The organism is Streptomyces subrutilus (genome assembly GCF_001746425.1).
Classification (GTDB): Bacteria; Actinomycetota; Actinomycetes; order Streptomycetales; family Streptomycetaceae; genus Streptomyces; species Streptomyces subrutilus_A.
The window spans coordinates 2,305,207-2,327,831 of record NZ_MEHK01000001.1 but is presented as its reverse complement, the minus strand read 5'-3'; the positions used below and the strand labels follow the sequence as shown (position 1 = coordinate 2,327,831).

The window sequence follows — 22,625 nt, the reverse complement described above, 5'->3', positions numbered from 1 at the left end:
TCTGGGGCGGAGCCCCCGGAACCCGGCTCCGCCGGGCACCGGGCTCTGCCCGGACCCGCTCCTCAAACGCCGCAGGGGCTGAATATCGCCCGGCCGAGGCGTGATGGGCGGCCGGCTAGGCCAGCGGCAGGATCGCGTGGACCCGGTAGCCGCCGCCGAAGCGGGGGCCCGCGAAGCAGGAGCCGCCCAGGGCGGTGGCCCGTTCGCGCATGCCGAGCAGCCCGTGGCAGCCGCCGGGCTCCGCCGCGGCCGGCGCGCCGTCCGCGCAGTCGCCGCCGTCGTCCAGCACGGTCACCTCCACCGACGGCCCCACCCGCACCACGCTGACCTCGGCTTTGGCCCCCGGCCCCGCGTGCTTGCGCACGTTGGTCAGCGCCTCCTGGACCACCCGGTACGCCGCCAGGTCCACCGCGGCCGGCAGCGGCCCCGGCTCGGGACCCAGCTGGACGATGACCTCCACCGGCAGCCCGGCGTGCCGGAAGGTGTCCACCAGCTCGTCCAGGACCGCCAGCCCGGGCGCCGGCTCGGTCGGCGCCTCCGGGTCACCGGACTGCCGCAGCAGCCCGACGGTGGCCCGCAGTTCGTTCAGCGCCGACCGGCTGGCGTCCCGTACGTGCGCCAGCGCCTCCTTGGCCTGGTCCGGCCGCTTGTCCATGACGTGCGCGGCCACCCCCGCCTGGACGTTGACCAGGGCGATGTGGTGCGCCACCACGTCGTGCAGGTCACGGGCGATCCGCAGCCTCTCCTCGGCGACCCGCCGCCGTGCCTCCTCGTCCCGGGTCCGCTCGGCGCGCTCGGCCCGCTCCCGAATCGCGTCGATGAAGGCCCGCCGGCTGCGCACGGCGTCCCCGGCGGCGGCGGCCATCCCGGTCCAGGCGAAGATGCCGAGGTTCTCCTGCGCGTACCAGGGCAGCGGTCCCGCGAGCATGGCCACGCCCGTCAGACCGGCCATGGTGAGCAGCCCGATCCGCCAGGTCGTGGGCCGGTCGGTGGACGCGGCCACCGTGTACAGGGCGATCACCGTGCACATGGCGACGGGCGCCCGCGGCTCGCCGGTGGTCAGCTCCAGCAGCGAGAGCCCGCAGGCCACGGCCAGCACGGCCCGGGGCCGCCGGCGCCGGAACACCAGGACGGCCGCGCCGAACAGCATCAGCACCAGCGAGAACGGGCCGGGGTCGCGCGTCCCGAAGGTCGGCCCGTGCGGGCCGTGCGGATCGGCGAAGGAGCCGAGGACCATGCAGACGAGTGCCCCGAACGCGAGCACGGCATCGGTGGCGAGCGGATGGGCCCGCATCCACTGCCGGGTGGGCGCGAAACGCCCGAGGTCTGTCGTCACCCCGATACGGTACGGCCTGCCCCGCACGGCCCGTCCGGCCGTCTCACTCCGGCCGGGTGTCCAGCCGCGGCGGGGGCCCGCCCAGCGGCCGGCGGGTGCGCCGCCCCCACGTCGCCCGGCCCGCGCACAGGGCCATCACGGCGGCGATGGCCGCGAGGTGCTCCTTGCCCGCCAGGTTGTTCTTGACCAGCACCTCGCCGATCATCACCAGCACCACCACGGCGCCGGTGGCGTACGCCCGGTAGCGCCAGCACACGTAGACGGCCAGGCCGACCACCGCCGCCGAGGGGCCGGTGTCGTTGACGAGCCGGTCGGACACCGGCAGGCCCAGGGGGTGGTCCGGGCCCAGCGCGAGCCCGATCCGCGCGTAGGTGGTCCCGGCGAGCGTGGCCACGTACCCGATCACCAGCGTGCGCCACCAGCCGACGCAGATCTCCGCGATCCCGAAGACGAGCAGGATCTGCGCGAGCTCGCCCCACACCGGCAGGTCGAGGGCGGGCACGAAGAGCGACAGGGGCGTGCGCAGCAGAGCCAGCCAGAGCGGGTCGACGGCCTTGACCGAGCCGAGGTCCTGGACCGGCTGGAAACCCCAGGAGGTGTTCTGCACGATCTGGAAGACCGAGGTCAGGCAGACCGCCCCGAGGGTCATCGGGATCGCCCGCCACCGGTCGCGGACGAGCGCCTCCCGGACGGTCCGGAACAGGGGACCCCACTCACGGCGGGCGAACCGCCCGAAAGCGGAGGTGTTCCACACTGTCAACGCCGGGTCTCCAGGTGTTTGCGGTGCAGCCACTTCGGCAGGCCGGGGGCCTCCAGGAAGCCTTCGGCCCGGCCCGCCGCGATACCGATCCGCAGCAGGTCCGAACTCTTCTCGAAGAGCATGAACCGCGGTTCCCAGATCGGCCGGTATTTGGCGTTGGCCCGGTAGAGGGACTCGATCTGCCACCAGCGGGAGAAGAAGCTCAGCAGCGAGCGCCACATCCGCAGCACCGGACCCGCGCCGAGCCGGGACCCGCGCTCGAAGACGGACCGGAACATAGCGAAGTTCAGCGAGACCTGGCCGACCCCGATCTCTTTGGAGCGTTCCAGGAGTTCGATGACCATGAACTCCATCAGGCCGTTCTCGGAGTCCCGGTCACGGCGCATCAGGTCCAGCGACAGGCCCGCCGACCCCCACGGCACGAAGGACAGCACCGCCCGCAGGTCGCCGTTGCCGTCGGTGCACTCCAGCATCACGCACTGGCCGTCGTCCGGGTCGCCCAGCCGGCCCAGCGCCATCGAGAAGCCGCGCTCGGTCGCCCCGTCGCGCCAGTCGTCGGCCCGCTTCACCAGCTCGTCCATCTCCTCGGCGGGGATGTCGGCGTGACGGCGGATCCGTACGGTGTACCCGGCCCGCTTGACGCGGTTGTACGCCTGCCGGACGGTCCGCATGGCCCGGCCCTCCAGGGTGAACTCGGCGGTCTCCACGATCGCCTCGTCGCCGAGCTCCAGCGCGTCCAGGCCGTGCCGCGCGTAGATCTGCCCGGCTTCCTCGCTCGCGCCCATTACGGCCGGCACCCAGCCGTGCTCCCGGGCCTCGGCCAGCCACGGCTCGATGGCGCCGGGCCACGCCTCGGGGTCGCCGATCGGGTCGCCGGAGGCCAGGGAGACCCCGCCGACGACGCGGTAGGTGACGGCGGCCTTGCCGGTGGGGGACCAGACGACCGACTTCTCGCGGCGCAGCGCGAAGTAGCCGAGCGAATCGCGGTCCCCCTGCCGGGCGAGCAGCGCCCGCAGCCGCTCCTCGTCCTCCTCGGAGAGCGGGTCGACGGCGCGGCGCGAGCGGAAGGCCGCGAACAGCACGGCGAGCAGCAGCAGCATCGACATCACGTTGACGAAGACGTCCACCCAGCCGGGGGTGTCGATCGTGCCGTAGGCCCGGGCGTCCGGGTCCAGGGTGATCAGCCGCATGGCCCCGTACCGCCAGCGGGTCAGGAAGGTGGCCCCGGCGCTGTCCTCGGCGGTGTTGGTGGCGCCGACGAGCAGGGCCGCGACCAGCGAGGTGACCAGCAGGCCGACGGCCGCGACGAGGGTGGCCAGCGCCGGGTTGGAGCGGTCGCCCCTCGCGTAGAACTCCCGGCGGCCCAGCAGCAGGGCGATGACGAAGGCCGCCGTCAGGCCCAGCGAGACCCAGTTCTGCGGGTGTTCGCGGAACTCCGGGTAGCACACCTCGGGTCCCCACGAGCAGGGCACGAAGGCGGCGCGGGCGAATTCGAGCAGCAGCATCCCGCTCAGGACGAGGTTCAGGATCCAGGCGGCCCGCTTGCGGCGGCCCATGGTGACCGCCAGCAGCAGGCAGAAGAGCCCGGAGGCGAAGCCGGCCGTGAGCAGGTACGGGGTGTAGAAGTCCGCGGCGTTGTGCCGGCGCAGGTCCTGTCCGAGCGAAACCCACACCGCGCTCAGGAAGTTGACGAAGGTGACGGCCCGCAGGTACCAGACCGCGAACGCGGCGCCGCGCCGTGAACGGGTGCTCCCCCGGCCGGTCTCCCGGCCGCCCCCCGCCCCCTTGCCGGCGGGGTCGCCGCCGGTCTCTCTCCTGCCCGATGCCGGTCCGGGTACCCGTACGGTGCCGCGGTCGGTCTCTGCCCTGCTCAAACGGACCTCTCCCATAAAGCGATCTTATGGGGCATCGCCGAACACGGCGGCTGGGTCCGGGAATCGCGGACTGGTCAGGGCCGCGGATCCCGGCGGCTCACTGCGCCGGCTCCCGCACCGCCTGCTCCGGGAGTCCGGCCGCGAGTGCGGCGGCCGCCTGGACCAGGGGCAGGGCCAGCAATGCCCCGGTACCTTCCCCCACACAGACGCCGTGATCGAGCACCGGGTTGAGCGCCATCCGGTCCAGGGCCTTCGACTGGCCGGGCTCGCCGCTCGCGTGACCGGCCAGCCACCAGTCGGGGGCGCGGAACGCGGCCCGCTGGGCCACCAGGCCGCAGGCCGCCGAGACGACGCCGTCGAGGATGACCGGCGTACGGCGCACCGCGCACTGGAGCAGGAAACCGGTGATCGCGGCCAGGTCGGCCCCGCCCACCGCGGCCAGCAGCGCGATCTGGTCGCCGAGCACGGGTCGGGCCCGGCGCAGCGCGTCGCGGATCGCCGCGCACTTGCGCATCCAGGTCAGGTCGTCGATGGGCAGGCCGCCGCGGCCGGTGACCACCGAGGCGTCGGTTCCGCACAGGGCGCCGACGAGGGCGGCGGCCGCCGTGGTCCCGCCGACGCTGAGGTCGCCGAGGACGACCAGGTCCGTACCGGAGTCGGCCTCCTCGTCGGCGATCCGGATGCCGAGTTCCAGGGCGGCGCGGGCCTCATCGAGGGTGAGCGCGTCCTCCTTGTCGATCCGGCCGGAGCCGCGCCGCACGCGGTGGCGGACCACGTCCTCGGGGAGCAGGCCCGGGTCGCAGTCGAGCCCGGCGTCGACGATCCGTACGGTGGCGCCGAGCCGGCCGGCCAGGATGGCGACGGGGCTGGTCCCCTCCAGCACGCTCCGCACCAGCTCGTGGGCGGTGGACGCGGCGCGGGCGGAGACGCCCTCGGCGGCGATCCCGTGGTCGGCGGCGAACAGCACCACGCGGGGCCGGCCGATCGGGCTGACCGGCACCCTCCCCTGCGCGGCGGCGAGCCACTCGGCGAGCTCGTCGAGCCGGCCCAGCGTGCCGGGCGGCACGGCGAGGCGTTCACGGCGTTCCTCGGCGTCACGCCGGACGCCCCCGTCGGGGCGCTCGATCAGATCGGAGAAGTCGTCGAGATTCAGCGTGCTCATCTGCCAGAGAGTACAGCCGGTAAGGCCCTCCCTCAGGCCGTGGATTCAGGCCGCCTTGGCCGGTTCCCGGCTATCCCTTGAGGACGGTCGCCAGCCCCGCGACGACGAGGAGCACGTGCTCGCACTCGCCCGCGACCGAGGCGTTCAGCCGGCCCAGCTCGTCGCGGAACCGGCGGCCGGAGGCCGTCGCGGGGACGATCCCCGACCCCACCTCGTTGCTGACCAGCACCACCCGGCGCCGGGTGGCGCGCACGGCCGCCGCCAGCTCGGCCACCCGGTCGCGCAGCCGGCGCTGCCCGCCCTTGGCCCACACGTCGTCGTCCCAGGCGCCGGCCCGGTCCATCGCGTCCGTCAGCCACAGCGCCAGACAGTCGATCAGCAGCGGCGGACCCGTGTCGGCGAGCAGCGGGACCAGGTCGCAGGTCTCCGCCGTCCGCCAGCTCGCGGGCCGCCGTTCGCGGTGCAGGCCGACGCGCTGGGCCCATTCCGCGTCCCCGTCCCGGCTGCCGCCGGTGGCCGCGTAGACCACGTCGGGGAAGCCCTCCAGCCGCCGCTCGGCCTCGACGGACTTGCCCGAACGGGCGCCGCCCAGCACCAGCGTCCGGCGCGGCGGGTCCGCCGCCGCCCGGTACTCCCCGAGGAGCACGGTCGTCCCGTCCGCCACCGCCCGTGCCCCGGCGGCCGCGCACCGGCGCTCCAGCTCCCCGCCGGGCGGGGTGTCGTGGTCGAGGTGGACGGCGATCACGTCCGTGGCCGGGCCCACCGCGCCGCTCGCCCGCAGCCGGGCGAGGGCCTCGGGCCGCCCCAGCACATCGGCCAGGACGATGTCGTACGGGCGCTGCCCGGTCTGCCCTCCCCCGGACTCCGTCCGGGGAGACCCCCAGCCGGCCGGAGCCCCGCCGGGCGGCAGGTACAGCAGCCGGCCGCCGTCCGGGCCCGTCACCTCGTACCCGGTGCCCGGCGCGTCCATCGGCACCGCCCGCACCCGGTGCCCCGAGATCACCGACAGCTCCCGGCCGTCCGGGACCCGCCCGGCGGCCGGCAGCCCGGGCGGCAGCTCCACGGCGGGCCCGTCGTGCGGGTGGGTCAGCAGGACCTGCCGTACGCCGGCCAGCGAATGCCCGGCGCGGGCGCCCGCCAGCACTGCCCCGGGGGTCAGGTCGAGCAGCAGCGCGCCGTCGACGAGGACGGCCGTGGCGGCGCGCGCCCGGGTACCGACGGAGACCGCGCAGGCCGCACAGGGGCAGCCGGGGCGGGGGAGTCCCTCGGGTGTGCCGGTGCCGAGCAGAGTGAGTTCCACAGGGAGATCCTCCCGCGTCGCCGGGAGTGGTGCGCGCCCGGCTACTCTGCGGGCACACTCAAGGCGAGCAGCGGACGAGCAACGGAGGCGGACATGGCGTGGACGTGGCGGTTCGAGACGGCCGAAGGCACGGAGGCGAGCCCGGCGGTGGCGCCGGAGGAGTTCACCACGCAGGGGGACGCGGAGTCCTGGATCGGTGAGGTCTGGAAGGAGCTGCTGGAGGGCGGCGTCGAGCAGGTGAAACTCTCGGACGAGGGCGGCACCGAGCTGTACACGATGAGCCTCCGCTCAGCCCTCGACGCGTAGCCCCTGCGGGGAGCTCGGCGGTTCCGGGGCCTACGGGTCCCGGGCCGCGCGGTTTCCCGGGCCCTGCGGCTCCCGTGGCCCCGGCGGCTCCCGTGTGGCGGGTGCCCGGGCCCTGCGGGGAGCCGAGCCCTACGGTTCCCAGGGGCCTGCGTGCCCGGGCCGTGCGGTGCCCGGCCCCTGCGGGTGCCCGGGCCCTGCGGGGACCTGAACCCTGCGGTTGCCCGGCCCGGCGGGCTGATGGCCCCCTGGCCTGCGGGTTCCGCGGCGCGCGGCTCGGAGAGGGGCGGGTGGCCCGGTTCCTGCCCTGCGGGGAGCCGGCGGTCGGCCGGGAACGAAACCCTGCCGCCGGGGACACCGCCGCCGTTCGCGGCCGATGCCGGACGGCGGGCGGCGCGCGCAGGTCGTCCGGCCTGAAGGTCGCGTAGACGCGGGCCCGTTGTGGGCCCGGGCTTGGCGCGTAGCGGCCCGAGCAGGGCTCCGCCGGGGCCGGCCGCGTGTCGGGTGTCTCCTCGGGCGCCGAACGTGGCGGGGGGCCGCAAGGCCGGGCGGGATGGTGTTCGGGCGCCCTGCGGGGACACCCCGACACACACCCGGCCCCGGCGCGACGGCCGGCCGCAGCCGAAGGCTGGCGGCAGGCCGCGCGCGGCGGGCTGGTGGGGACGGCTGGCCGCAGGGTGCGGGCAGCGGGCCCGGTGGGCGGCAGGGTGCGCGCAGCCGCCTCGGCGGGGCGGCTAGCCGCGGACTCCGCACAAGTGGAGCAGGGCCGCGACGCCGCGGTAGGGGTCGGTGCGGCCGGCGCGGTCCTCGGCGGCCAGCAGCCGCTCCAGCTCCTCCTCGGGCGGCAGGCTCTCGCCCGCCTCGGTGCCGTCGGTGAAGACGCGTACGCCGTACCAGGACTGCAGCGGCGCCCCGATCCCGTTCAGCGTGGCCGTCAGCCCGGCCAGCCGGTCGGCCCGTACGTCCAGGCCCAGCCGGTTGCGGTAGTCGGTGCTGTCGAAGGCGGCCAGCGCGCCCGTCCAGTCGCCGCCCAGCCCGGGCCGCATGGCGAGCGCGTCGCCGTTGCGCACGAGCAGGGACAGCAGGCCGCCGGGAGCCAGCATCCGGGCCAGCCCGGCGAGCATGGCGTCCGGCTCGGGCACATACATCAGCACCCCGTGGCACAGCACCACGTCGAAGCTGCCCGGCAGGAAGTGGGCGCCGGTCTCGCGGCCGTCGCCCTCCATGAGGCGGACACGGTCGCGGATCCCGGCGGGTTCGCCCTCCAGCGCCTCACGGGCGACGGCCAGCATCCCCGGGTCCTTCTCCAGCCCGGTCACCTTGTGCCCGGCGCGGGCGAGGCGCAGCGCCTGGGTGCCCTGGCCCATGCCGACGTCGAGGACGCGCAGCCGCTGCCCGACCGGGAAGCGCTGCGCGATCTGCTCGTCGACCTGCCGGCCCACGAGTTCCTGCCGGACCGCGTTGCGCAGTCCGCCCAGGCCCTCGAGCCACAGCCGGGCTCCCCCCGGACCCCAGGCCAAACCGTCCCCCGACGCTCCGGGCGCCCCTCGGCTCAGGGTCGTTCCCCGCGCTTGACCTGCGGCTTCGGCAGGCGCAGCCGGCGCATCTGGAGCGTGCGCATGAGGCCGTACGCGACGGCGCCGCGGCGCGGCTCGTCGGCGAAGCGCTCGTTCAGGGCCTTGCGGAGGCGGAACACCAGGCCGATGGAGTCGAGCACGATCAGGGCGATCACGCCCATCCACAGGATCAGGGCGATGTTCTGGATGGACGGCACCCGCACCATGCTCAGCACCAGGATGATCACCGCCAGGGGCAGGAACATCTCGGCGACCGAGAAGCGGGAGTCCACGTAGTCGCGGACGAACTTGCGGACGGGGCCCTTGTCGCGCACGGGCAGGTAACGCTCGTCGCCACTGGCCAGCGCCTCGCGCTGCTTGGCCATCTCTACACGGCGGCGCTCACGGGCACGCTTGGCGTCCTCCTTGCGGTTGCCGGTCGAGGCCACGACGGCCTTGCGCTGCGACTGGGCCACAGCACGCTTCGGCGTCGGGCGGCCCTTCGGGGCCTGCGGGTCACGGGGCTGCGAGAGGTCGGCGCTCACCTTGTCGGTGGCGGCGGCCTTCTCTTCCTTGGAGGAGCGGCTACCAAACACAAAACCCAAGCCTACGTGGTCGCGGGCACGGCCCCCACCCCCGTGGGGAACGATCCGGCAACGGCGCGCGTCCTTCCCCATGCAGGGAGCGCGCGGTGGCCCGCTCTCCGTGCCGGTCCGTACCGGTCGGGGGCCCACCTACTCCTCACGCCTGACACGGCGGGGACGTACTCGTCCTGGAGGAGGAGCGCATCCGTACTCGAACAGTGCGGTAATGGAGACAGGGCCCGTACTGTGGGTTCTGTTGGTGACCTGGAGCACAGTCCGTCTAGAAGGGGGCGCGCGAAGCCCATGAGCGGTGTCATGAAGCGTATGGGGATGATCTTCCGCGCGAAGGCGAACAAGGCCCTGGACCGGGCCGAGGACCCGCGCGAGACCCTCGACTACTCCTACCAGAAGCAGCTCGAGCTGCTCCAGAAGGTGCGCCGCGGGGTCGCGGACGTGGCGACCTCCCGCAAGCGCCTGGAACTGCAGCTGAACCAGCTCCAGAGCCAGTCCGGCAAGTTGGAGGACCAGGGCCGCAAGGCCCTCGCCCTGGGCCGCGAGGACCTGGCCCGCGAGGCCCTGTCCCGCCGTGCCTCGCTGCAGCAGCAGGTCAGCGACCTGGAGGTGCAGCACCAGACCCTGCAGGGCGAAGAGGAGAAGCTGACCCTCGCCGCGCAGCGCCTCCAGGCCAAGGTGGACGCCTTCCGGACGAAGAAGGAGACCATCAAGGCCACCTACACCGCCGCGCAGGCCCAGACCCGGATCGCGGAGTCCTTCTCCGGCATCTCGGAGGAGATGAGCGACGTGGGGCTGGCCATCCAGCGGGCCGAGGACAAGACCGCCCAGCTCCAGGCGCGTGCCGGAGCCATCGACGAGCTGCTGGCCTCGGGCGCGCTCGACGACCGGAGCGGGCTCGGCTCCAAGGACGACATCCAGGCCGAGCTGGACCGCCTGTCGGGCGGAACGGACGTGGAGCTGGAGCTCCAGCGGATGAAGGCCGAGCTGGCGGGCGGCCCGTCCGCGCAGCAGCAGGCCATCGAGGGCGGCGCCCCGGGCACCGCCCAGCAGCCCCAGACCCAGCACCGGTTCGACAAGCAGTAGGACGGGGTCCGTCATGATTGTCCGCATCATGGGGGAAGGCCAGGTGAAGGTGGCCGACAGCCGCCTTCCCGAGCTCAACAAGCTGGACGACGAACTGCTCGCGGAGATGGAGGGCGGTGACGAGGCGGGCTTCCGGCGCACGCTGGGCGCCCTGCTCGATGCCGTACGGCGGCTCGGCGAGCCGCTCCCGGACGAGGCGCTGGAGCCGTCCGAGCTGATCCTGCCGGGCGACGACGCGACGCTGGACGAGGTCAGGCAGATGCTCAGGGACGACGGGCTGATCCCGGGCTGAGCGGGGCCGGTGCGCCCCGCGGACGGACACCAAGCCGACGGGCCCTCCCCTTTCCCGGGGAGGGCCCGTCGGCGCGTTCACGGGGCGGGCGGCTTCTCCACGGCCGCCCGCTCCGGGTCGGGCGTCCCGCCGATGAAGTTCTCGAACTTGCGGCGCGGCCTCGCCCAGCGCCGGTCGTGGTGGAAGGCGCGCAGCCCGGCCTTGGCCCGGGCACGGGGGCGCTTCGCGTAGAACCTCTTGGCGTAGGGGGAGCCGGGCCGGGCCAGCCGGATCGCGCCGAACAGCGCCACAAAGGGGATGACCACGCCGAAGAGGGCGGTGCGCGCCTTGCCCTTCCACAGGGCGACCAGGGCCAGGAAGAAGTTGCTGGCGGTGTTCATGGCGACCAGCCCGCGGCTCTGCCGCTCCTCGGCGGTCAGGTCGTTCACCCCGAAGGGCACGAATCCGCCCAGGACCAGGGCGACCAGGGCGGCCGTCAGGACCACGATCTCCACGCTCTTGCGGCCCTGCTCGCTCCAGTAGACGTCGTCGAGGTGCAGGATCAGCGCGAACTCGTCCAGTACGAGGCCCGCCCCCAGCCCGAAGATCACGGCCGAGAGCGCCGCGCCGAAACCGTGCCGGGCGCTGGCGACCGCCCCGAATCCGCCGATGATCACGAGGATCACCCCGGGGACCACGTGGTGGACGTGGATCCCGCCGGGGGTGACGTTCTTGAAGGGCCCCCGGCCGGCCCGGATCAGCCGGGTGATCACGCGGGTGACCAGGAAGGACGTCACGAACGAGAGCAGGGCGAGCAGGAGGGGCAGCTTCCCCGGTTCGACGATGTTCCGATACCACCAGTGACCCATCCCACTGACTCCCTATTTGGCACGTAAGGGGTAATTTACCGTCCGTGGTGACCGGGTAGCGTTCGGGCCGATGACAAATTCGTTCGACGACCCCTCCCCGACGCCGCCCGCGGAGCGCGCCCCGCTCCTCGACGGCGTCCGCTTCGCGTTCGGCACGCTGACCGTGCTGCCCGCCCGCATCACCCGCTGGGACCGCCCGGCCGCCCGCACCGGCATGGCCTGCGCCCCGCTCGCCGGGCTGGTCGTCGGCGTGCTCGCCGCCGTACCCGGGGTGCTGCTGCTGGTGTTGGGCGGGGGCCCGCTGCTCGCCGCGGCCGTCACCGTCGCCGTCCCGGCCGCGCTCACCCGCGGCCTGCACCTGGACGGACTCGCCGACACCGCCGACGGCCTGGGCAGCGCCAAACCGGCCGACGAGGCCCTGCGCATCATGAAGCGGTCCGACATCGGCCCCTTCGGCGTCGTGGCCCTGCTGCTCGCCCTGCTGGTGCAGGCGGCCGCCCTGTCCGACGCCTACGCCGACAGCTGGATCCGCGGCGCCCTGGCCGCCGTCGTCGCCGCGGTCACCGCCCGCCTGGCCATGACCCTCGCGTCCCGCGACGGCATCCCGGCCGCCCGCCCCGAGGGGCTGGGCGCCGCCGTCGCCGGAGTGGTCCCGCGCACCGCGGCCGCCGCCGCCACCGCCGCGGTCGTGCTCCTGGCCGCGGCCGCCGCCCTCCCGCTGGGCCTCCCGGACGCCGGCCGGTACGCGGCCGCCGTCCTGGCCGCCCTCCTCGTCGCGGAACTCCTGCTGCGCCGCTGCGTCCGCCGCTTCGACGGGGTCACCGGCGACGTCTTCGGAGCCCTGGCCGAGGTCTCCGCGACCACCGCCCTGGTCGTCCTCGCCCTGGGCTGACCGGGCCCCGGCCGCGCGGGCCCCCGTACGCTCACCCCGTGGACCACACTCCGACGGACCCGGCCCCGCCCATCAAGGTGCTCCTCGCCGACGACCAGGCACTGCTGCGCAGCGCCTTCAAGGTGCTCGTCGACTCCGAAGCGGACATGGAGGTCGTCGGGGAGGCCTCCGACGGGGCGCAGGCCTACGCGCTGGCCCGGCGGACCCGCGCCGACGTCGTGCTCATGGACATCCGGATGCCCGGGACCGACGGGCTCGCCGCCACCCGCATGATCAGCGGGGACCCTGAACTCGCCGCCGTGCGCGTGGTGATGCTGACGACCTTCGAGGTCGACGAGTACGTCGCCGCCGCCCTGCGGGCCGGCGCCTCCGGCTTCCTCGGCAAGGGGGCCGAGCCCGAGGACCTCCTGAACGCCATCCGCGTCGCGCACGCCGGGGAGGCGCTGCTCTCCCCGGCCGCCACCAAGGGGCTCATCGCCACCTTCCTCGCCCAGGGCGGCGGCGCCGATCCGGCCGCCGCCGCGGCCGGATCGCACGCGGAGCGGCTGGCCGCGCTGACCGTCCGGGAGCGCGAGGTCCTCGTACACGTCGCCGCGGGACTGTCCAACGACGGGATCGCCGGGCGGCTGGAGGTCAGCCCGCTCACCGTCAAGACCCACGTGAACCGGGCCATGTCCAAGCTCGGCGCCCGCGACCGGGCCCAATTGGTGGTCATTGCCTACGAATCGGGACTGGTCCGGCCCCGAGCCGAGTAGCCGGGGACGGCTCGGAGTAGTGCGGCGTACTACGGACGCGGTATGCCGCACATAAGGACGGGACCTGCGAGCGACGCAGCGGCGCCGCCGGGTGCGAAAGGCTGGGGTGCCCTTCGCCGACGTCACAGCAGAGAGATCCCATCCATGTCCTGGCTGTCCCGCTTCAGCCTTGCCCAAAGGGCGTTGGTCGGCCTCGTGTCGATCGTCGCGCTCCTCTTCGGCGCCATAGCCGTCCCGCAGCTCAAGCAGCAGCTGCTGCCCTCCATCGAACTGCCCATGGTGTCCGTGCTCGCGCCGTACCAGGGCGCCTCGCCCGACGTGGTGGAGAAGCAGGTCGTCGAGCCGATCGAAGCCATGCTCAAGGGCGTCGACGGCATCACCGGCATCACCTCCACCGCCAGCGAGGGCAACGCCCTCATCATGGCCACCTTCGACTACGGCGACAGCGGCACCAAGCAGCTCGTCGCCGATGTCCAGCAGGCCGTCAACCGGGCCCGCGTCCGGCTGCCCGCCGAGGTGGACCCGCAGGTGGTGGCCGGTTCCACCGACGACATCCCGACCGTCATCCTCGCCGTCACCTCCGACAAGGACCAGCAGGCCCTCGCCGACCAGCTGGAACGTTCCGTCGTCCCCGTCCTCTCGGACATCGAGGGCGTCGGCCAGGTCACCGTCGACGGAGTCCAGGACCTGCAGGTCACCGTCACCCCCGACGACGCGAAGCTCGCGGCCGCCGGCCTCGACGGCGCCGCCCTCGCCCAGGGCCTCCAGGCGGGCGGCGCGAGCGTACCCGCCGGCTCCTTCGACGAGGCGGGCAAGAACCGGACCGTCCGCGTCGGCGCCGGCTACACCTCCCTGGCCCAGGTCGAGGACCTGCGCCTGAGCCCCGGCCCCGGCAAGCCGGCCGTCCGCCTCGGCGACGTCGCCACCGTGAGGCAGGAGCCGGCCAAGGCCGTCTCGATCACCCGCACCAACGGCAAGCCCAGCCTCGCGCTCGTCCTGACGATGGACAAGGACGGCAGCGCCGTCGCCATCTCGGACGCCGTCAAGGACAGGCTGCCCGAGCTGCGCTCCACGCTCGGCTCCGGCGCCGACCTGACCGTCGTCAGCGACCAGGGCCCGGCCGTCGCCAAGTCCATCTCCAGCCTCACCACCGAGGGCCTGCTCGGCCTGCTCTTCGCGGTGATCGTGATCCTGGTCTTCCTGGCCTCGCTGCGCTCCACGCTGGTCACCGCGGTCTCCATCCCGCTGTCCGTGGTCCTCGCCCTCATCGTGCTGTGGACCCGCGACCTGTCGCTCAACATGCTGACGCTGGGCGCGCTCACCATCGCCATCGGCCGCGTCGTGGACGACTCGATCGTGGTCCTGGAGAACATCAAGCGCCACCTCGGCTACGGCGAGGAGCGCGAGGCCGCCATCATCGCCGCGGTCAAGGAGGTCGCCGGCGCGGTGACCTCCTCCACCCTCACCACCGTCGCCGTCTTCCTGCCGATCGGCCTCACCGGCGGCATGATCGGCGAGCTCTTCGGCTCCTTCTCGCTCACCGTCACCGCCGCTCTGCTGGCCTCGCTGCTCGTGTCGCTGACGGTCGTGCCGGTGCTCTCGTACTGGTTCCTGCGCGCGCCCAAGGGCGCCGCCGAGGACCCCGCGAAGGCCCGCCGCGAGGCCGAGGAGAAGGAGGCGCGCAGCAAGCTCCAGCGCCTCTACGTACGGGTCCTGGGCTTCGCCACCCGGCGCCGCCTGACCAGTGTGGCGATCGCGGTCGTCGTCCTGGTCGGCACCTTCGGGATGACTCCGCTGCTGAAGACCAACTTCTTCGACCAGGGCGAGCAGGACGTCCTGACGGTCAAGCAGGAGCTGGCCCCCGGCACCTCGCTGGCCGCGTCCGACGAGGCGAGCCGCAAGATCGAGCAGGCGCTGGCCTCGGTCGAGGGCGTCAAGAGCTACCAGGTCACCGTCGGCTCCTCCGGCTTCCTCGCCGCGTTCGGCGGCGGTACGGGCTCCAACCAGGCCTCGTACCAGGTCACCCTGAAGGACTCCGGAAAGGCGGAGGCCGTCAGGAAGCAGATCGAGGGCGAGCTGGCCGCCCTCGACGACATCGGCGAGACCCGCATCGCGGCGGGCGACGGCTTCGGCAGCCAGAACCTCAGCGTCGTCGTCAAGGCCGGCGACGGCGAGGTCCTCGCCAAGGCCGCCGAGCAGGTCCGCGCGGAGGTGGCCGAGCTCGAGGACGTCACCGACGTGCAGAGCGACCTGTCCCAGTCCGTGCCCCGGATCTCGGTCACCGCCACCCCCAAGGCCGCGGACGCGGGCCTGAACCAGGCCGCGCTCGGCGCGATCGTCGCGCAGGCCGTACGGGGCAACCCGGCGGGCAAGGCCGTCCTGGACAACACCGAGCGCGACATCGTCATCAGGTCCGCGCAGCCGGCCGCCACCCTGGCCGAACTGCGGGCCCTGCCGGTCGGCCCGGTCAGGCTCGGCGACATCGCCGAGGTCAAGGAGGTCCCCGGCCCCGTCGCGATGACCCGGATCGACGGCGCCCGCGCCGCCACCATCACCGCGAAGCCGCTCGGCGACAACACGGGCGCGGTCAGCGCCGAGCTCCAGACGAAGCTCAAGGCCCTGGACCTGCCGGACGGCGCCACCGCCTCCATCGGCGGCGTCTCGGAGGACCAGGACGAGGCCTTCGGCTCGCTCGGCCTGGCCATGCTGGCGGCCATCGCCATCGTGTTCATGCTGCTGGTCGCGACCTTCCGCTCGCTGGTCCAGCCGCTGATCCTGCTGGTCTCCATCCCGTTCGCGGCGACCGGCGCGCTCGGCCTGCTGATCGTCACCGGCACCCCGATGGGCGTCCCGGCCATGATCGGCATGCTGATGCTCATCGGCATCGTGGTGACCAACGCGATCGTCCTGATCGACCTGGTCAACCAGTACCGCGCCCAGGGCCTGGGCGTCGTCGAAGCCGTCGTCGAGGGCGGCCGGCACCGCCTGCGCCCGATCCTGATGACGGCCTTGGCGACGATCTTCGCGCTGCTGCCGATGGCGCTCGGCGTCACCGGCGAGGGCGGCTTCATCTCGCAGCCGCTCGCGGTCGTGGTGATCGGCGGCCTGGTCAGCTCCACCCTGCTGACCCTGCTCCTGGTGCCGACCCTCTACACGATGGTGGAGCTCCGCAAGGAGCGCCGCCGCGCGAAGCGCACCGCCAAGCGGGAGTCCCGCCTGACGGTGGTCCCGGCCCCGTCCGCCCAGGACGGCGAGACCCCGGCGAAGGTCTGATCCACCGCAGGGGCGCTCCCCGCCGGGGGCGCCCCTGCGGCGCGTCCCCGTACGGGCGCAGACGAAAGGGGCACCCCTCGGGGTGCCCCTTTCGCCGTAGGTCCGGTGCCGTGGCTACGGAAGCGCCAGCATCCGCTCCAGCGCCAGCTTGGCGAAGCTCTCGGTCTCCTTGTCGACCTGGATCTGGTTGACGAGGTTGCCCTCGGCCAGGGACTCCAGGGTCCACACCAGGTGGGGGAGGTCGATGCGGTTCATCGTCGAGCAGAAGCAGACCGTCTTGTCGAGGAAGACGACTTCCTTGTCCTCGGCGGCGAATCGGTTCGCCAGGCGGCGGACCAGGTTCAGCTCGGTGCCGATGGCCCACTTGGAGCCGGCCGGGGCCGCCTCCAGCGCCTTGATGATGTACTCCGTCGAACCGACGTAGTCCGCGGCCGCCACGACCTCGTGCTTGCACTCGGGGTGGACCAGGACGTTCACGCCGGGGATGCGGGCGCGTACGTCGTTGACGGACTCGACCGAGAACCGGCCGTGCACCGAGCAGTGCCCGCGCCACAGGATCATCTTGGCGTTGCGCAGCTGCTCGACGGTCAGGCCGCCGTTCGGCTTGTGCGGGTTGTACAGGACGCAGTCGTCCAGGGACATGCCCATGTCGCGGACGGCCGTGTTGCGGCCCAGGTGCTGGTCCGGGAGGAAGAGGATCTTCTCGCCCTGCTCGAACGCCCACTCCAGGGCCTTCTTCGCGTTGGACGAGGTGCAGATCGTGCCGCCGTGCTTGCCGGTGAAGGCCTTGATGTCGGCGGAGGAGTTCATGTACGAGACGGGGACCGTCACACCGGCTATCCCGGCCTCGGTCAGCACGTCCCAGCACTCCGCGACCTGCTCGGCGGTGGCCATGTCGGCCATCGAGCAGCCGGCGGCCAGGTCGGGCAGGACCACCTTCTGGTCGTCCGAGGTCAGGATGTCCGCGGACTCGGCCATGAAGTGCACGCCGCAGAAGACGATGTACTCGGCCTCCGGCTTGGCGGCCGCGTCCCTGGCCAGCTTGAAGGAGTCGCCGGTGACGTCGGCGAACTCGATGACCTCGTCACGCTGGTAGTGGTGGCCGAGGATGAAGACCTTGTCCCCGAGCTTCTCCTTGGCCGCGCGGGCGCGCGCCACGAGGTCCGGGTCCGACGGCGAGGGCAGGTCGCCGGGGCATTCCACCCCGCGCTCGCTCTTGGGGTCGGCTTCGCGGCCGAGCAGCAGCAGGGCGAGGGGCGTCGGCTGGACGTCCAAAGGCTGGGCGGTGGTCACGACACGCACCCTTTCTGTTCTGCGACGAGGGACTGACGAGGGACTTCTTCTGGCGCCGGTTCGACTTCTCGTCTACTTGACGCTATCTATCATAGCCGCTTCATGTCACTTTGACGATGCCGATAGTGTCAATGTGACGCATCACCCGGTATCACCCCGTCGTTCCCTGAGGTCCGCCCGAGCCGCGATGTGCGAGCATGAATATCTGAGACAAGCGTCGGGTCCCGGAATGAATCCGCGGTCCCGCTCGTTGCCACCGACGGCAAGAGTCCGACGTTTCCCCGCCTCCGGCGGGGAGCCGCCCACTTCGGGAGTGAATGCAGATGTCCGTACAGGACGACAAGACCACTGTGAGCGACGGCATCCTCCTGTCCGACGCCGCCGCCGAGAAGGTCAGGACCCTGCTGGAGCAGGAAGGCCGCGATGACCTGGCGCTGCGCGTCGCCGTCCAGCCCGGCGGCTGCTCCGGCCTGCGCTACCAGCTCTTCTTCGACGAGCGCTCCCTCGACGGCGACGTCGTGAAGGACTTCGACGGTGTGAAGGTCGTCACCGACCGGATGAGCTCCCCGTACCTGCACGGTGCCTCCATCGACTTCGTCGACACCATCGAGAAGCAGGGCTTCACGATCGACAACCCCAACGCCACGGGCTCCTGCGCCTGCGGCGACTCGTTCAGCTAAGCCTGGACCCGGTACGCACGAGGGCCCGTCTCCGGTCGCGCACGCGACCGGAGACGGGCCCTCGTTTTCGTATCCGCCCCCGCGGTGTCCGGAAACCGCCGCTACTGCCGGGGGAGCGGCTTGCCCGTGCTGGTGTCGACCACCTTGCGGCCGCCCAGCGGCTTCTCGAGCGTCACCGTGACGGACATCTCCTGCGCGAGCATGATGCAGGCCTGACCCGGCTGGAGCGGAGTGTCCGTGATCTTCACCAGGACCGAGTCGGCGGACTCCCGGGCCGACGCGGCATAGCTGCTGCACGGGCTGCCCCAGAAGTTCACGGTCAGCTTCCGGTCCGCCTCCGCGTACGAGAACCCGGGCACGGTCCGGCCGTCCTTCGGCGCGGGGGCGGGCGTCGCGCCGCCGCCCCCCGCGGCGCCGGCCGGCTCGGCCACCGTGTGGCCGGGAGCGCCGTCCTTGCCCGCCACCTCGAACAGCCAGGCCGGGACCAGGCCCCGCCGCCCGTCCACCGTCCCGGACGCCAGGCCCAGCACGGCGCCCTTGACCGTCTCCGTACGCGGCGGCTTCATCGGCCGCGGCTCCGGATCGCACGGCGGGGTGTCCGTGGCCCCCGCCGGGCTGTCCGGCTCCAGCGGGACCGAGGTCGCGCAGCCGCTCGGGCCGGTGCCGGCGCCGTCCGTACCGCCCGACCTCGCGTTCAGCCGGGCCAGCGCCTCCACGGCCCCGACCACCGGCTGCTCGGCCGCCCGCACCAGGACCGCCAGTTCGCCGCTGCCCGCCACCACCGAGCCGTCGGCGCCCACGCTCACCTTGGTGGACCAGCCCTGCGTCGGCAGGCCGCCGACCACCGGGTCCGCCGTCACCACCCGAACGGAGCCCTGGGTCAGCCGGGCGTCCGGCTCGGGCGAATCCTGGCCCGCCGCGGCCAGCACCGGGCGGGCCGCCGTCTTGGCCGCCTCCTCGGAGACCGGCTTGCCGGAGCCCGGGTTCCCCGCGTTGCCGGCGTCCCGCGGGAGGGTGGCCGGGCCGCAGGTGTCCTTGCCGCGGACACAGTCGTCGCCGGTCCCGTTACCCGTCCCCGCCCCCGCCTGGAAGCGGTTGAAGTTCCACGTCCCCGGGGCCGTGCGGGTCACCGTGAGCCGGGGCCCGGCCCCGTCGGCGGCCTCACCGGCCAGCCAGACGTCCCCGTTCAGCCGCGGCGTGCCGGGCACGCCCAGGGCCGCCGCGAGCCGGGCCACCGCGTCCGAGGAGACCTCCCCGGACGCGCTGAAGGAGGGCGCGGTGGCCGGAGCCTCCGGAAGCCGCACATCGGCCCGGTAGACGACACCGCCGCCGGACGGATCGGGCTCCCCGGGCGCGATCCCGGGCCCCGACGGGTCGCCCGCGTCACGCGGCGCCGAGGCCGCGGCCCGTTCCGCACGGGGGGCCGCGCCGTCGCCGTGGGCGGTGGAAGCCCAGTACGCGGTCCCGCCGCCCGCCAGCAGGACGGCGGCCGCGATCGAGCCGACGGCCCAGGAGGGCCGCCGTCGTGTGCCGGGTGATGTGCCGGGTTGTTCGCTGGTCACCGCATCGCTCCTTCACTGTCCCGTCCTGCCTGATGCGGGTGGGACGGAACAGGGGCGCAACCGGTTCCCGTCCTACTGGTCCCCGTACGCGGCGGTCGACGCGATCAGCCGCGCCGACGCCGCAGGCACCCTGATCCCGTGGATCTGCGAGGGTGCCACGCGGACCGGCCGGGGGCCCGCCTCGGCCGCCCAGTGCGGGGCCATCCGGGCGCAGTCGCCGAGCAGCCGGGCGAAGCCGGGCTGCCGCGGCCCTTCCGCGCCGCGCCTGTCGGCGGTGTACTCGCAGTAGCCGTATCCGTCGGTGTAGGTCATGAAGGCACCGTAGGCACCGCGCCAGGAGCGAAGAAAGACCTACTACGGGGTAGTTTCGGCCGTTCGGCACCGGGCCCCCGACCGGGTAGTTTTGACTGTCCCCCTTGCCGTCCTCCGCAGGAGCGTCACGCCGTGCGCATCGCAGTCACCGGCTCCATCGCCACCGACCACCTCATGACCTTCCCCGGCCGTTTCGCCGACCAGCTGGTCGCGGACCAGCTGCACACGGTCTCCCTCTCCTTCCTCGTCGACAACCTCGACGTCCGGCGGGGCGGTGTCGGCCCGAACATCTGCTTCGGCATGGGGCAGCTCGGCAGCCGCCCGATCCTGGTCGGCGCCGCCGGCTACGACTTCGACGAGTACCGCGCCTGGCTCGACCGGCACGGAGTCGACACCGAGTCCGTCCGCATCTCCGAGGTGCTGCACACCGCGCGCTTCGTGTGCACCACGGACTCCGACCACAACCAGATCGGCTCCTTCTACACGGGCGCGATGAGCGAGGCCCGCCTGATCGAGCTGAAGGCCGTCGCCGACCGGGTGGGCGGGCTCGACCTCGTCCTGATCGGCGCGGACGACCCCGAGGCGATGCTGCGCCACACCGAGGAGTGCCGGACGCGGGGGATCCCCTTCGCCGCCGACTTCTCGCAGCAGATCGCCCGGATGGACGGCGAGAACATCCGCACCCTGATGGAGGGCGCGACGTACCTCTTCTCGAACGAGTACGAGAAGGGCCTCATCGAGTCCAAGTCGGGCTGGTCCGACGCGGAGATCCTGGCGAAGGTCGGCACCCGCGTGACCACGCTCGGCTCCAACGGCGTCAAGATCGAGCGGGTCGGCGAGGCGCCGATCGTCGTCGGCTGCCCGGAGGAGACCGCGAAGGTCGACCCGACGGGTGTCGGCGACGCGTTCCGCGCCGGGTTCCTGACGGGGCTGGGCTGGGGCGTCGGCCTGGAGCGCGCCGCGCAGGTCGGCTGCATGCTGGCCACGCTCGTGATCGAGACCCTGGGCACGCAGGAGTACACCCTGGCCCGGGCCCACTTCATGGAGCGCTTCACGAAGGCGTACGGCGACGAGGCCGCGACCGAGGTCAAGGCCCACCTGGCCTGACCGCTGCGCCGGCCTGGCCGGCCCGGGGCGCCCGCGCCTCGGACCGGCCAGGCGCGCCGCCGTCGCCGGGGCTCGGCCCGAGGGCCTGGCCGGGGCCGGGCGCGGTCAGACCAGGCGGCGGACCGTGTACGCGGTACCGGCCTCGCGCTCGGCTTCGCCGAGATACGCGTGACCCCGCATCCCGCACCACGCCGGGATGTCCAGCCGGGCCACCTCGTCGTCGGAGACGACCGTGACCGTGCCCCCCACCGGCACCCGCCCGATCGCGGCGGCCAGCTCGATCACCGGCTGCGGGCACCGCAGCCCCAGCGCGTCCAGCTCCAGGGACTCCGGCGCCGACCCGGCCGCCACCCCCGCCGGGACCGGCTCGGTCACGCCCAGCCGCTCCCGTACCCCGGACACCGCGCCCGGCAGCACCTCCAGGAATCCGTTGACCTCCTCCGCCGTGGTCCCGAGCGGCAGGGAGACCCGTACGTTCCCCTCCGACAGCACCCCCATCGCCCGCAGCACGTGACTGGGGGTCAGCGTCGAGCTCGTGCACGAGGAGCCCGAGGACACCGAGTACCCGGCCCGGTCCAGCTCGTGCAGCAGGATCTCGCCGTCCACGTACAGGCAGGAGAACGTGACCAGGTGGGGCAGCCGGAGCTCCGGATGGCCGACCACCTCCACGTCCGGGACCAGCCGGACCACCCGCCGCCGGATCCGGTCCACCAGGATCCGCAGCCGGGCCGCCTCCGCGTCCGCCTCGGCCCGTACGGCCCGCAAGGACGCCGCCGCCGCCACGATCGCGGGAAGGTTCGTGAAGCCGGGGGAGCGGCCCGACTCCCTTTCGTCCGCCGGATGTCGAGGGGAGAACCGGACCCCCTTGCGCACCGCCAGCAGCCCCACCCCCGGCGGCCCGCCCCACTTGTGCGCACTCGCGGCCAGCACCGACCAGGCACCCTCCACCGGCCCCCACGGCAGTGACTGCGCCGCGTCCACCAGCAGCGGGACCCCCGCCTCCGCGCAGACCACGGCCACCTCCGCCACCGGCTGGACCGTGCCCACCTCGTGGTTGGCGGACTGGAGGCAGGCCAGCGCCGTCGACGGGCTCAGGGCCTCCGCGTACCCGGCGGCCGTCACCGCGCCGTACCGGTCCACCGGGACCTCGGTGACCCTGCCCCCGGCACTCTCGTGGGCCTGCGCCGCGTGGAGTACAGAACTGTGTTCGACCGCCGACACGACCAGCCGGCTCCCGGCGCGCCGGCGCCCCGCGAGGACCCCCGCGACCCCCGTGTGAACCGCGTGCGTCCCCGAAGGAGTGAACACCAGCTCGTCGGCCCGGCAGCCCACCGCCTCCGCGGCCGCCTCCCGCGCCGCGTCCAGCAGCAGCCGCGCCCGCCTGCCCTCCCGGTACAGGCGGGCGGGATCGGCCCACCCCTCGTCCAAGGAGGCCTGCAGCGCCTGCCGGGCCACGGGGTGCAGCGGGGCGGCGGACGCGGTGTCGAAGTACGGCATACGGGCACGCTAACCGGCGACCGGGAGCGCCCGAGGTCAGGGGGCGTCAGATGTCCTCGGAAGGCCGCCGTTCAGGGCCGCTCGCCGCATCCCCCGGACGGCGGATCCATCCCTTCGGGGGCAGTAGCGGCGCGTTGGGCA

At 73.5% G+C, this 22,625-nt stretch carries 20 protein-coding genes; 8 read left to right on the top strand and 12 right to left on the bottom strand.

Going from position 1 to position 22,625, the window contains the following annotated elements:
• Positions 1-115 precede the first annotated feature (115 nt).
• From BGK67_RS11520 to BGK67_RS11500, 5 genes are all read right to left on the bottom strand, one after another.
• The gene (locus BGK67_RS11520; RefSeq protein ID WP_069919999.1) at positions 116-1,336 is read right to left on the bottom strand and encodes a sensor histidine kinase; all 1,221 of its coding nucleotides are present in this window, start codon (positions 1,334-1,336) and stop codon (positions 116-118) included.
• A 43-nt stretch (positions 1,337-1,379) separates the two neighbouring features.
• Positions 1,380-2,096, bottom strand: a complete 717-nt coding sequence (locus BGK67_RS39440) for a hypothetical protein (RefSeq protein WP_069919998.1) — start codon at positions 2,094-2,096, stop codon at positions 1,380-1,382.
• Entirely contained in the window at positions 2,093-3,985 is a 1,893-nt protein-coding gene (locus BGK67_RS11510; protein WP_069919997.1) for a phosphatidylglycerol lysyltransferase domain-containing protein, read from the bottom strand. The genes BGK67_RS39440 and BGK67_RS11510 overlap by 4 nt, the downstream gene beginning before the upstream one ends.
• 82 nt (positions 3,986-4,067) lie before the next feature.
• A complete protein-coding gene (cobT, locus tag BGK67_RS11505; RefSeq protein WP_069919996.1) occupies positions 4,068-5,132 on the bottom strand; it encodes a nicotinate-nucleotide--dimethylbenzimidazole phosphoribosyltransferase in 1,065 nt (354 codons plus the stop codon).
• Between the two features lie 70 nt (positions 5,133-5,202).
• A complete protein-coding gene (locus BGK67_RS11500; RefSeq protein ID WP_069919995.1) occupies positions 5,203-6,432 on the bottom strand; it encodes a bifunctional adenosylcobinamide kinase/adenosylcobinamide-phosphate guanylyltransferase in 1,230 nt (409 codons plus the stop codon).
• A gap of 93 nt (positions 6,433-6,525) precedes the next feature.
• Between BGK67_RS11500 and BGK67_RS11495 the strand changes: the two genes are divergently transcribed.
• Positions 6,526-6,738 (top strand): hypothetical protein, encoded by a 213-nt coding sequence (locus BGK67_RS11495; protein ID WP_069919994.1) that lies wholly within the window; start codon positions 6,526-6,528, stop codon positions 6,736-6,738.
• A 731-nt stretch (positions 6,739-7,469) separates the two neighbouring features.
• Here the strand turns inward: BGK67_RS11495 and BGK67_RS11490 are convergent.
• Positions 7,470-8,228, bottom strand: coding sequence for a class I SAM-dependent methyltransferase (locus BGK67_RS11490; protein WP_107488958.1), 759 nt, complete (start codon positions 8,226-8,228; stop codon positions 7,470-7,472).
• A gap of 59 nt (positions 8,229-8,287) precedes the next feature.
• Positions 8,288-8,896: a DUF3043 domain-containing protein gene (locus tag BGK67_RS11485; protein WP_107488800.1), complete on the bottom strand. Its 609-nt coding sequence runs from the start codon at positions 8,894-8,896 to the stop codon at positions 8,288-8,290.
• A gap of 282 nt (positions 8,897-9,178) precedes the next feature.
• Between BGK67_RS11485 and BGK67_RS11480 the strand changes: the two genes are divergently transcribed.
• Together BGK67_RS11480 and pspAA are read left to right on the top strand one after the other, a co-directional pair.
• On the top strand, positions 9,179-9,973 hold the full coding sequence (locus BGK67_RS11480; RefSeq protein ID WP_079154127.1) for a PspA/IM30 family protein: 795 nt from the start codon (positions 9,179-9,181) through the stop codon (positions 9,971-9,973).
• A 13-nt stretch (positions 9,974-9,986) separates the two neighbouring features.
• A complete protein-coding gene (gene pspAA / locus BGK67_RS11475; protein WP_069919991.1) occupies positions 9,987-10,265 on the top strand; it encodes a PspA-associated protein PspAA in 279 nt (92 codons plus the stop codon).
• A gap of 77 nt (positions 10,266-10,342) precedes the next feature.
• Here the strand turns inward: pspAA and BGK67_RS11470 are convergent, their stop codons facing one another.
• The gene (locus tag BGK67_RS11470; protein ID WP_069919990.1) at positions 10,343-11,113 is read right to left on the bottom strand and encodes a hypothetical protein; all 771 of its coding nucleotides are present in this window, start codon (positions 11,111-11,113) and stop codon (positions 10,343-10,345) included.
• Positions 11,114-11,183: 70 nt separating this feature from the next.
• Here BGK67_RS11470 and BGK67_RS11465 point away from each other — a divergent pair, with 70 nt between their 5' ends.
• The 3 genes from BGK67_RS11465 to BGK67_RS11455 all read left to right on the top strand — a co-directional run bounded on the left by BGK67_RS11465 (position 11,184) and on the right by BGK67_RS11455 (position 16,033).
• Complete coding sequence (locus tag BGK67_RS11465) at positions 11,184-12,005, top strand: adenosylcobinamide-GDP ribazoletransferase (RefSeq protein WP_069919989.1); 822 nt, start codon at positions 11,184-11,186, stop codon at positions 12,003-12,005.
• A gap of 38 nt (positions 12,006-12,043) precedes the next feature.
• On the top strand, positions 12,044-12,760 hold the full coding sequence (locus tag BGK67_RS11460) for a response regulator (RefSeq protein WP_069919988.1): 717 nt from the start codon (positions 12,044-12,046) through the stop codon (positions 12,758-12,760).
• A 144-nt stretch (positions 12,761-12,904) separates the two neighbouring features.
• Positions 12,905-16,033 carry an efflux RND transporter permease subunit gene (locus tag BGK67_RS11455; protein WP_069919987.1) on the top strand — a complete coding sequence of 1,043 codons (3,129 nt, stop codon included), beginning with the start codon at positions 12,905-12,907 and terminating at the stop codon, positions 16,031-16,033.
• A gap of 114 nt (positions 16,034-16,147) precedes the next feature.
• On the opposite strand, the gene nadA is transcribed toward BGK67_RS11455, so the two are convergent.
• The gene (gene nadA / locus BGK67_RS11450) at positions 16,148-17,335 is read right to left on the bottom strand and encodes a quinolinate synthase NadA (protein WP_069919986.1); all 1,188 of its coding nucleotides are present in this window, start codon (positions 17,333-17,335) and stop codon (positions 16,148-16,150) included.
• 314 nt (positions 17,336-17,649) lie between these two features.
• Between nadA and erpA the strand changes: the two genes are divergently transcribed.
• Positions 17,650-18,006 (top strand): iron-sulfur cluster insertion protein ErpA, encoded by a 357-nt coding sequence (gene erpA, locus BGK67_RS11445; RefSeq protein WP_030010511.1) that lies wholly within the window; start codon positions 17,650-17,652, stop codon positions 18,004-18,006.
• Between the two features lie 101 nt (positions 18,007-18,107).
• Here the strand turns inward: erpA and BGK67_RS11440 are convergent, their stop codons facing one another.
• Positions 18,108-19,568: a hypothetical protein gene (locus tag BGK67_RS11440; RefSeq protein WP_069919985.1), complete on the bottom strand. Its 1,461-nt coding sequence runs from the start codon at positions 19,566-19,568 to the stop codon at positions 18,108-18,110.
• A 72-nt stretch (positions 19,569-19,640) separates the two neighbouring features.
• The gene (locus BGK67_RS11435) at positions 19,641-19,880 is read right to left on the bottom strand and encodes a hypothetical protein (protein WP_069919984.1); all 240 of its coding nucleotides are present in this window, start codon (positions 19,878-19,880) and stop codon (positions 19,641-19,643) included.
• Between the two features lie 132 nt (positions 19,881-20,012).
• Between BGK67_RS11435 and BGK67_RS11430 the strand changes: the two genes are divergently transcribed.
• Positions 20,013-20,987 (top strand): carbohydrate kinase family protein, encoded by a 975-nt coding sequence (locus tag BGK67_RS11430; protein ID WP_069919983.1) that lies wholly within the window; start codon positions 20,013-20,015, stop codon positions 20,985-20,987.
• Positions 20,988-21,092: 105 nt separating this feature from the next.
• Here BGK67_RS11430 and BGK67_RS11425 read toward each other — a convergent pair whose 3' ends face one another.
• Positions 21,093-22,484, bottom strand: coding sequence for a cysteine desulfurase/sulfurtransferase TusA family protein (locus BGK67_RS11425; protein WP_069919982.1), 1,392 nt, complete (start codon positions 22,482-22,484; stop codon positions 21,093-21,095).
• Positions 22,485-22,625 lie beyond the last annotated feature (141 nt).

What these genes read in the sequence shown, in the direction of transcription:
- pspAA (WP_069919991.1), top strand. Translation starts at nt 9,987, where the DNA reads ATGATTGTCCGCATCATGGGGGAAGGCCAGGTGAAGGTGGCCGACAGC.
- BGK67_RS11480 (WP_079154127.1), top strand. Translation starts at nt 9,179, where the DNA reads ATGAGCGGTGTCATGAAGCGTATGGGGATGATCTTCCGCGCGAAGGCG.
- BGK67_RS11510 (WP_069919997.1), bottom strand. Translation starts at nt 3,985, where the DNA reads ATGGGAGAGGTCCGTTTGAGCAGGGCAGAGACCGACCGCGGCACCGTA.
- BGK67_RS11455 (WP_069919987.1), top strand. Translation starts at nt 12,905, where the DNA reads ATGTCCTGGCTGTCCCGCTTCAGCCTTGCCCAAAGGGCGTTGGTCGGC.
- cobT (WP_069919996.1), bottom strand. Translation starts at nt 5,132, where the DNA reads ATGAGCACGCTGAATCTCGACGACTTCTCCGATCTGATCGAGCGCCCC.
- erpA (WP_030010511.1), top strand. Translation starts at nt 17,650, where the DNA reads ATGTCCGTACAGGACGACAAGACCACTGTGAGCGACGGCATCCTCCTG.
- BGK67_RS11470 (WP_069919990.1), bottom strand. Translation starts at nt 11,113, where the DNA reads ATGGGTCACTGGTGGTATCGGAACATCGTCGAACCGGGGAAGCTGCCC.
- BGK67_RS11425 (WP_069919982.1), bottom strand. Translation starts at nt 22,484, where the DNA reads ATGCCGTACTTCGACACCGCGTCCGCCGCCCCGCTGCACCCCGTGGCC.
- BGK67_RS11495 (WP_069919994.1), top strand. Translation starts at nt 6,526, where the DNA reads ATGGCGTGGACGTGGCGGTTCGAGACGGCCGAAGGCACGGAGGCGAGC.
- BGK67_RS11465 (WP_069919989.1), top strand. Translation starts at nt 11,184, where the DNA reads ATGACAAATTCGTTCGACGACCCCTCCCCGACGCCGCCCGCGGAGCGC.
- BGK67_RS11435 (WP_069919984.1), bottom strand. Translation starts at nt 19,880, where the DNA reads ATGACCTACACCGACGGATACGGCTACTGCGAGTACACCGCCGACAGG.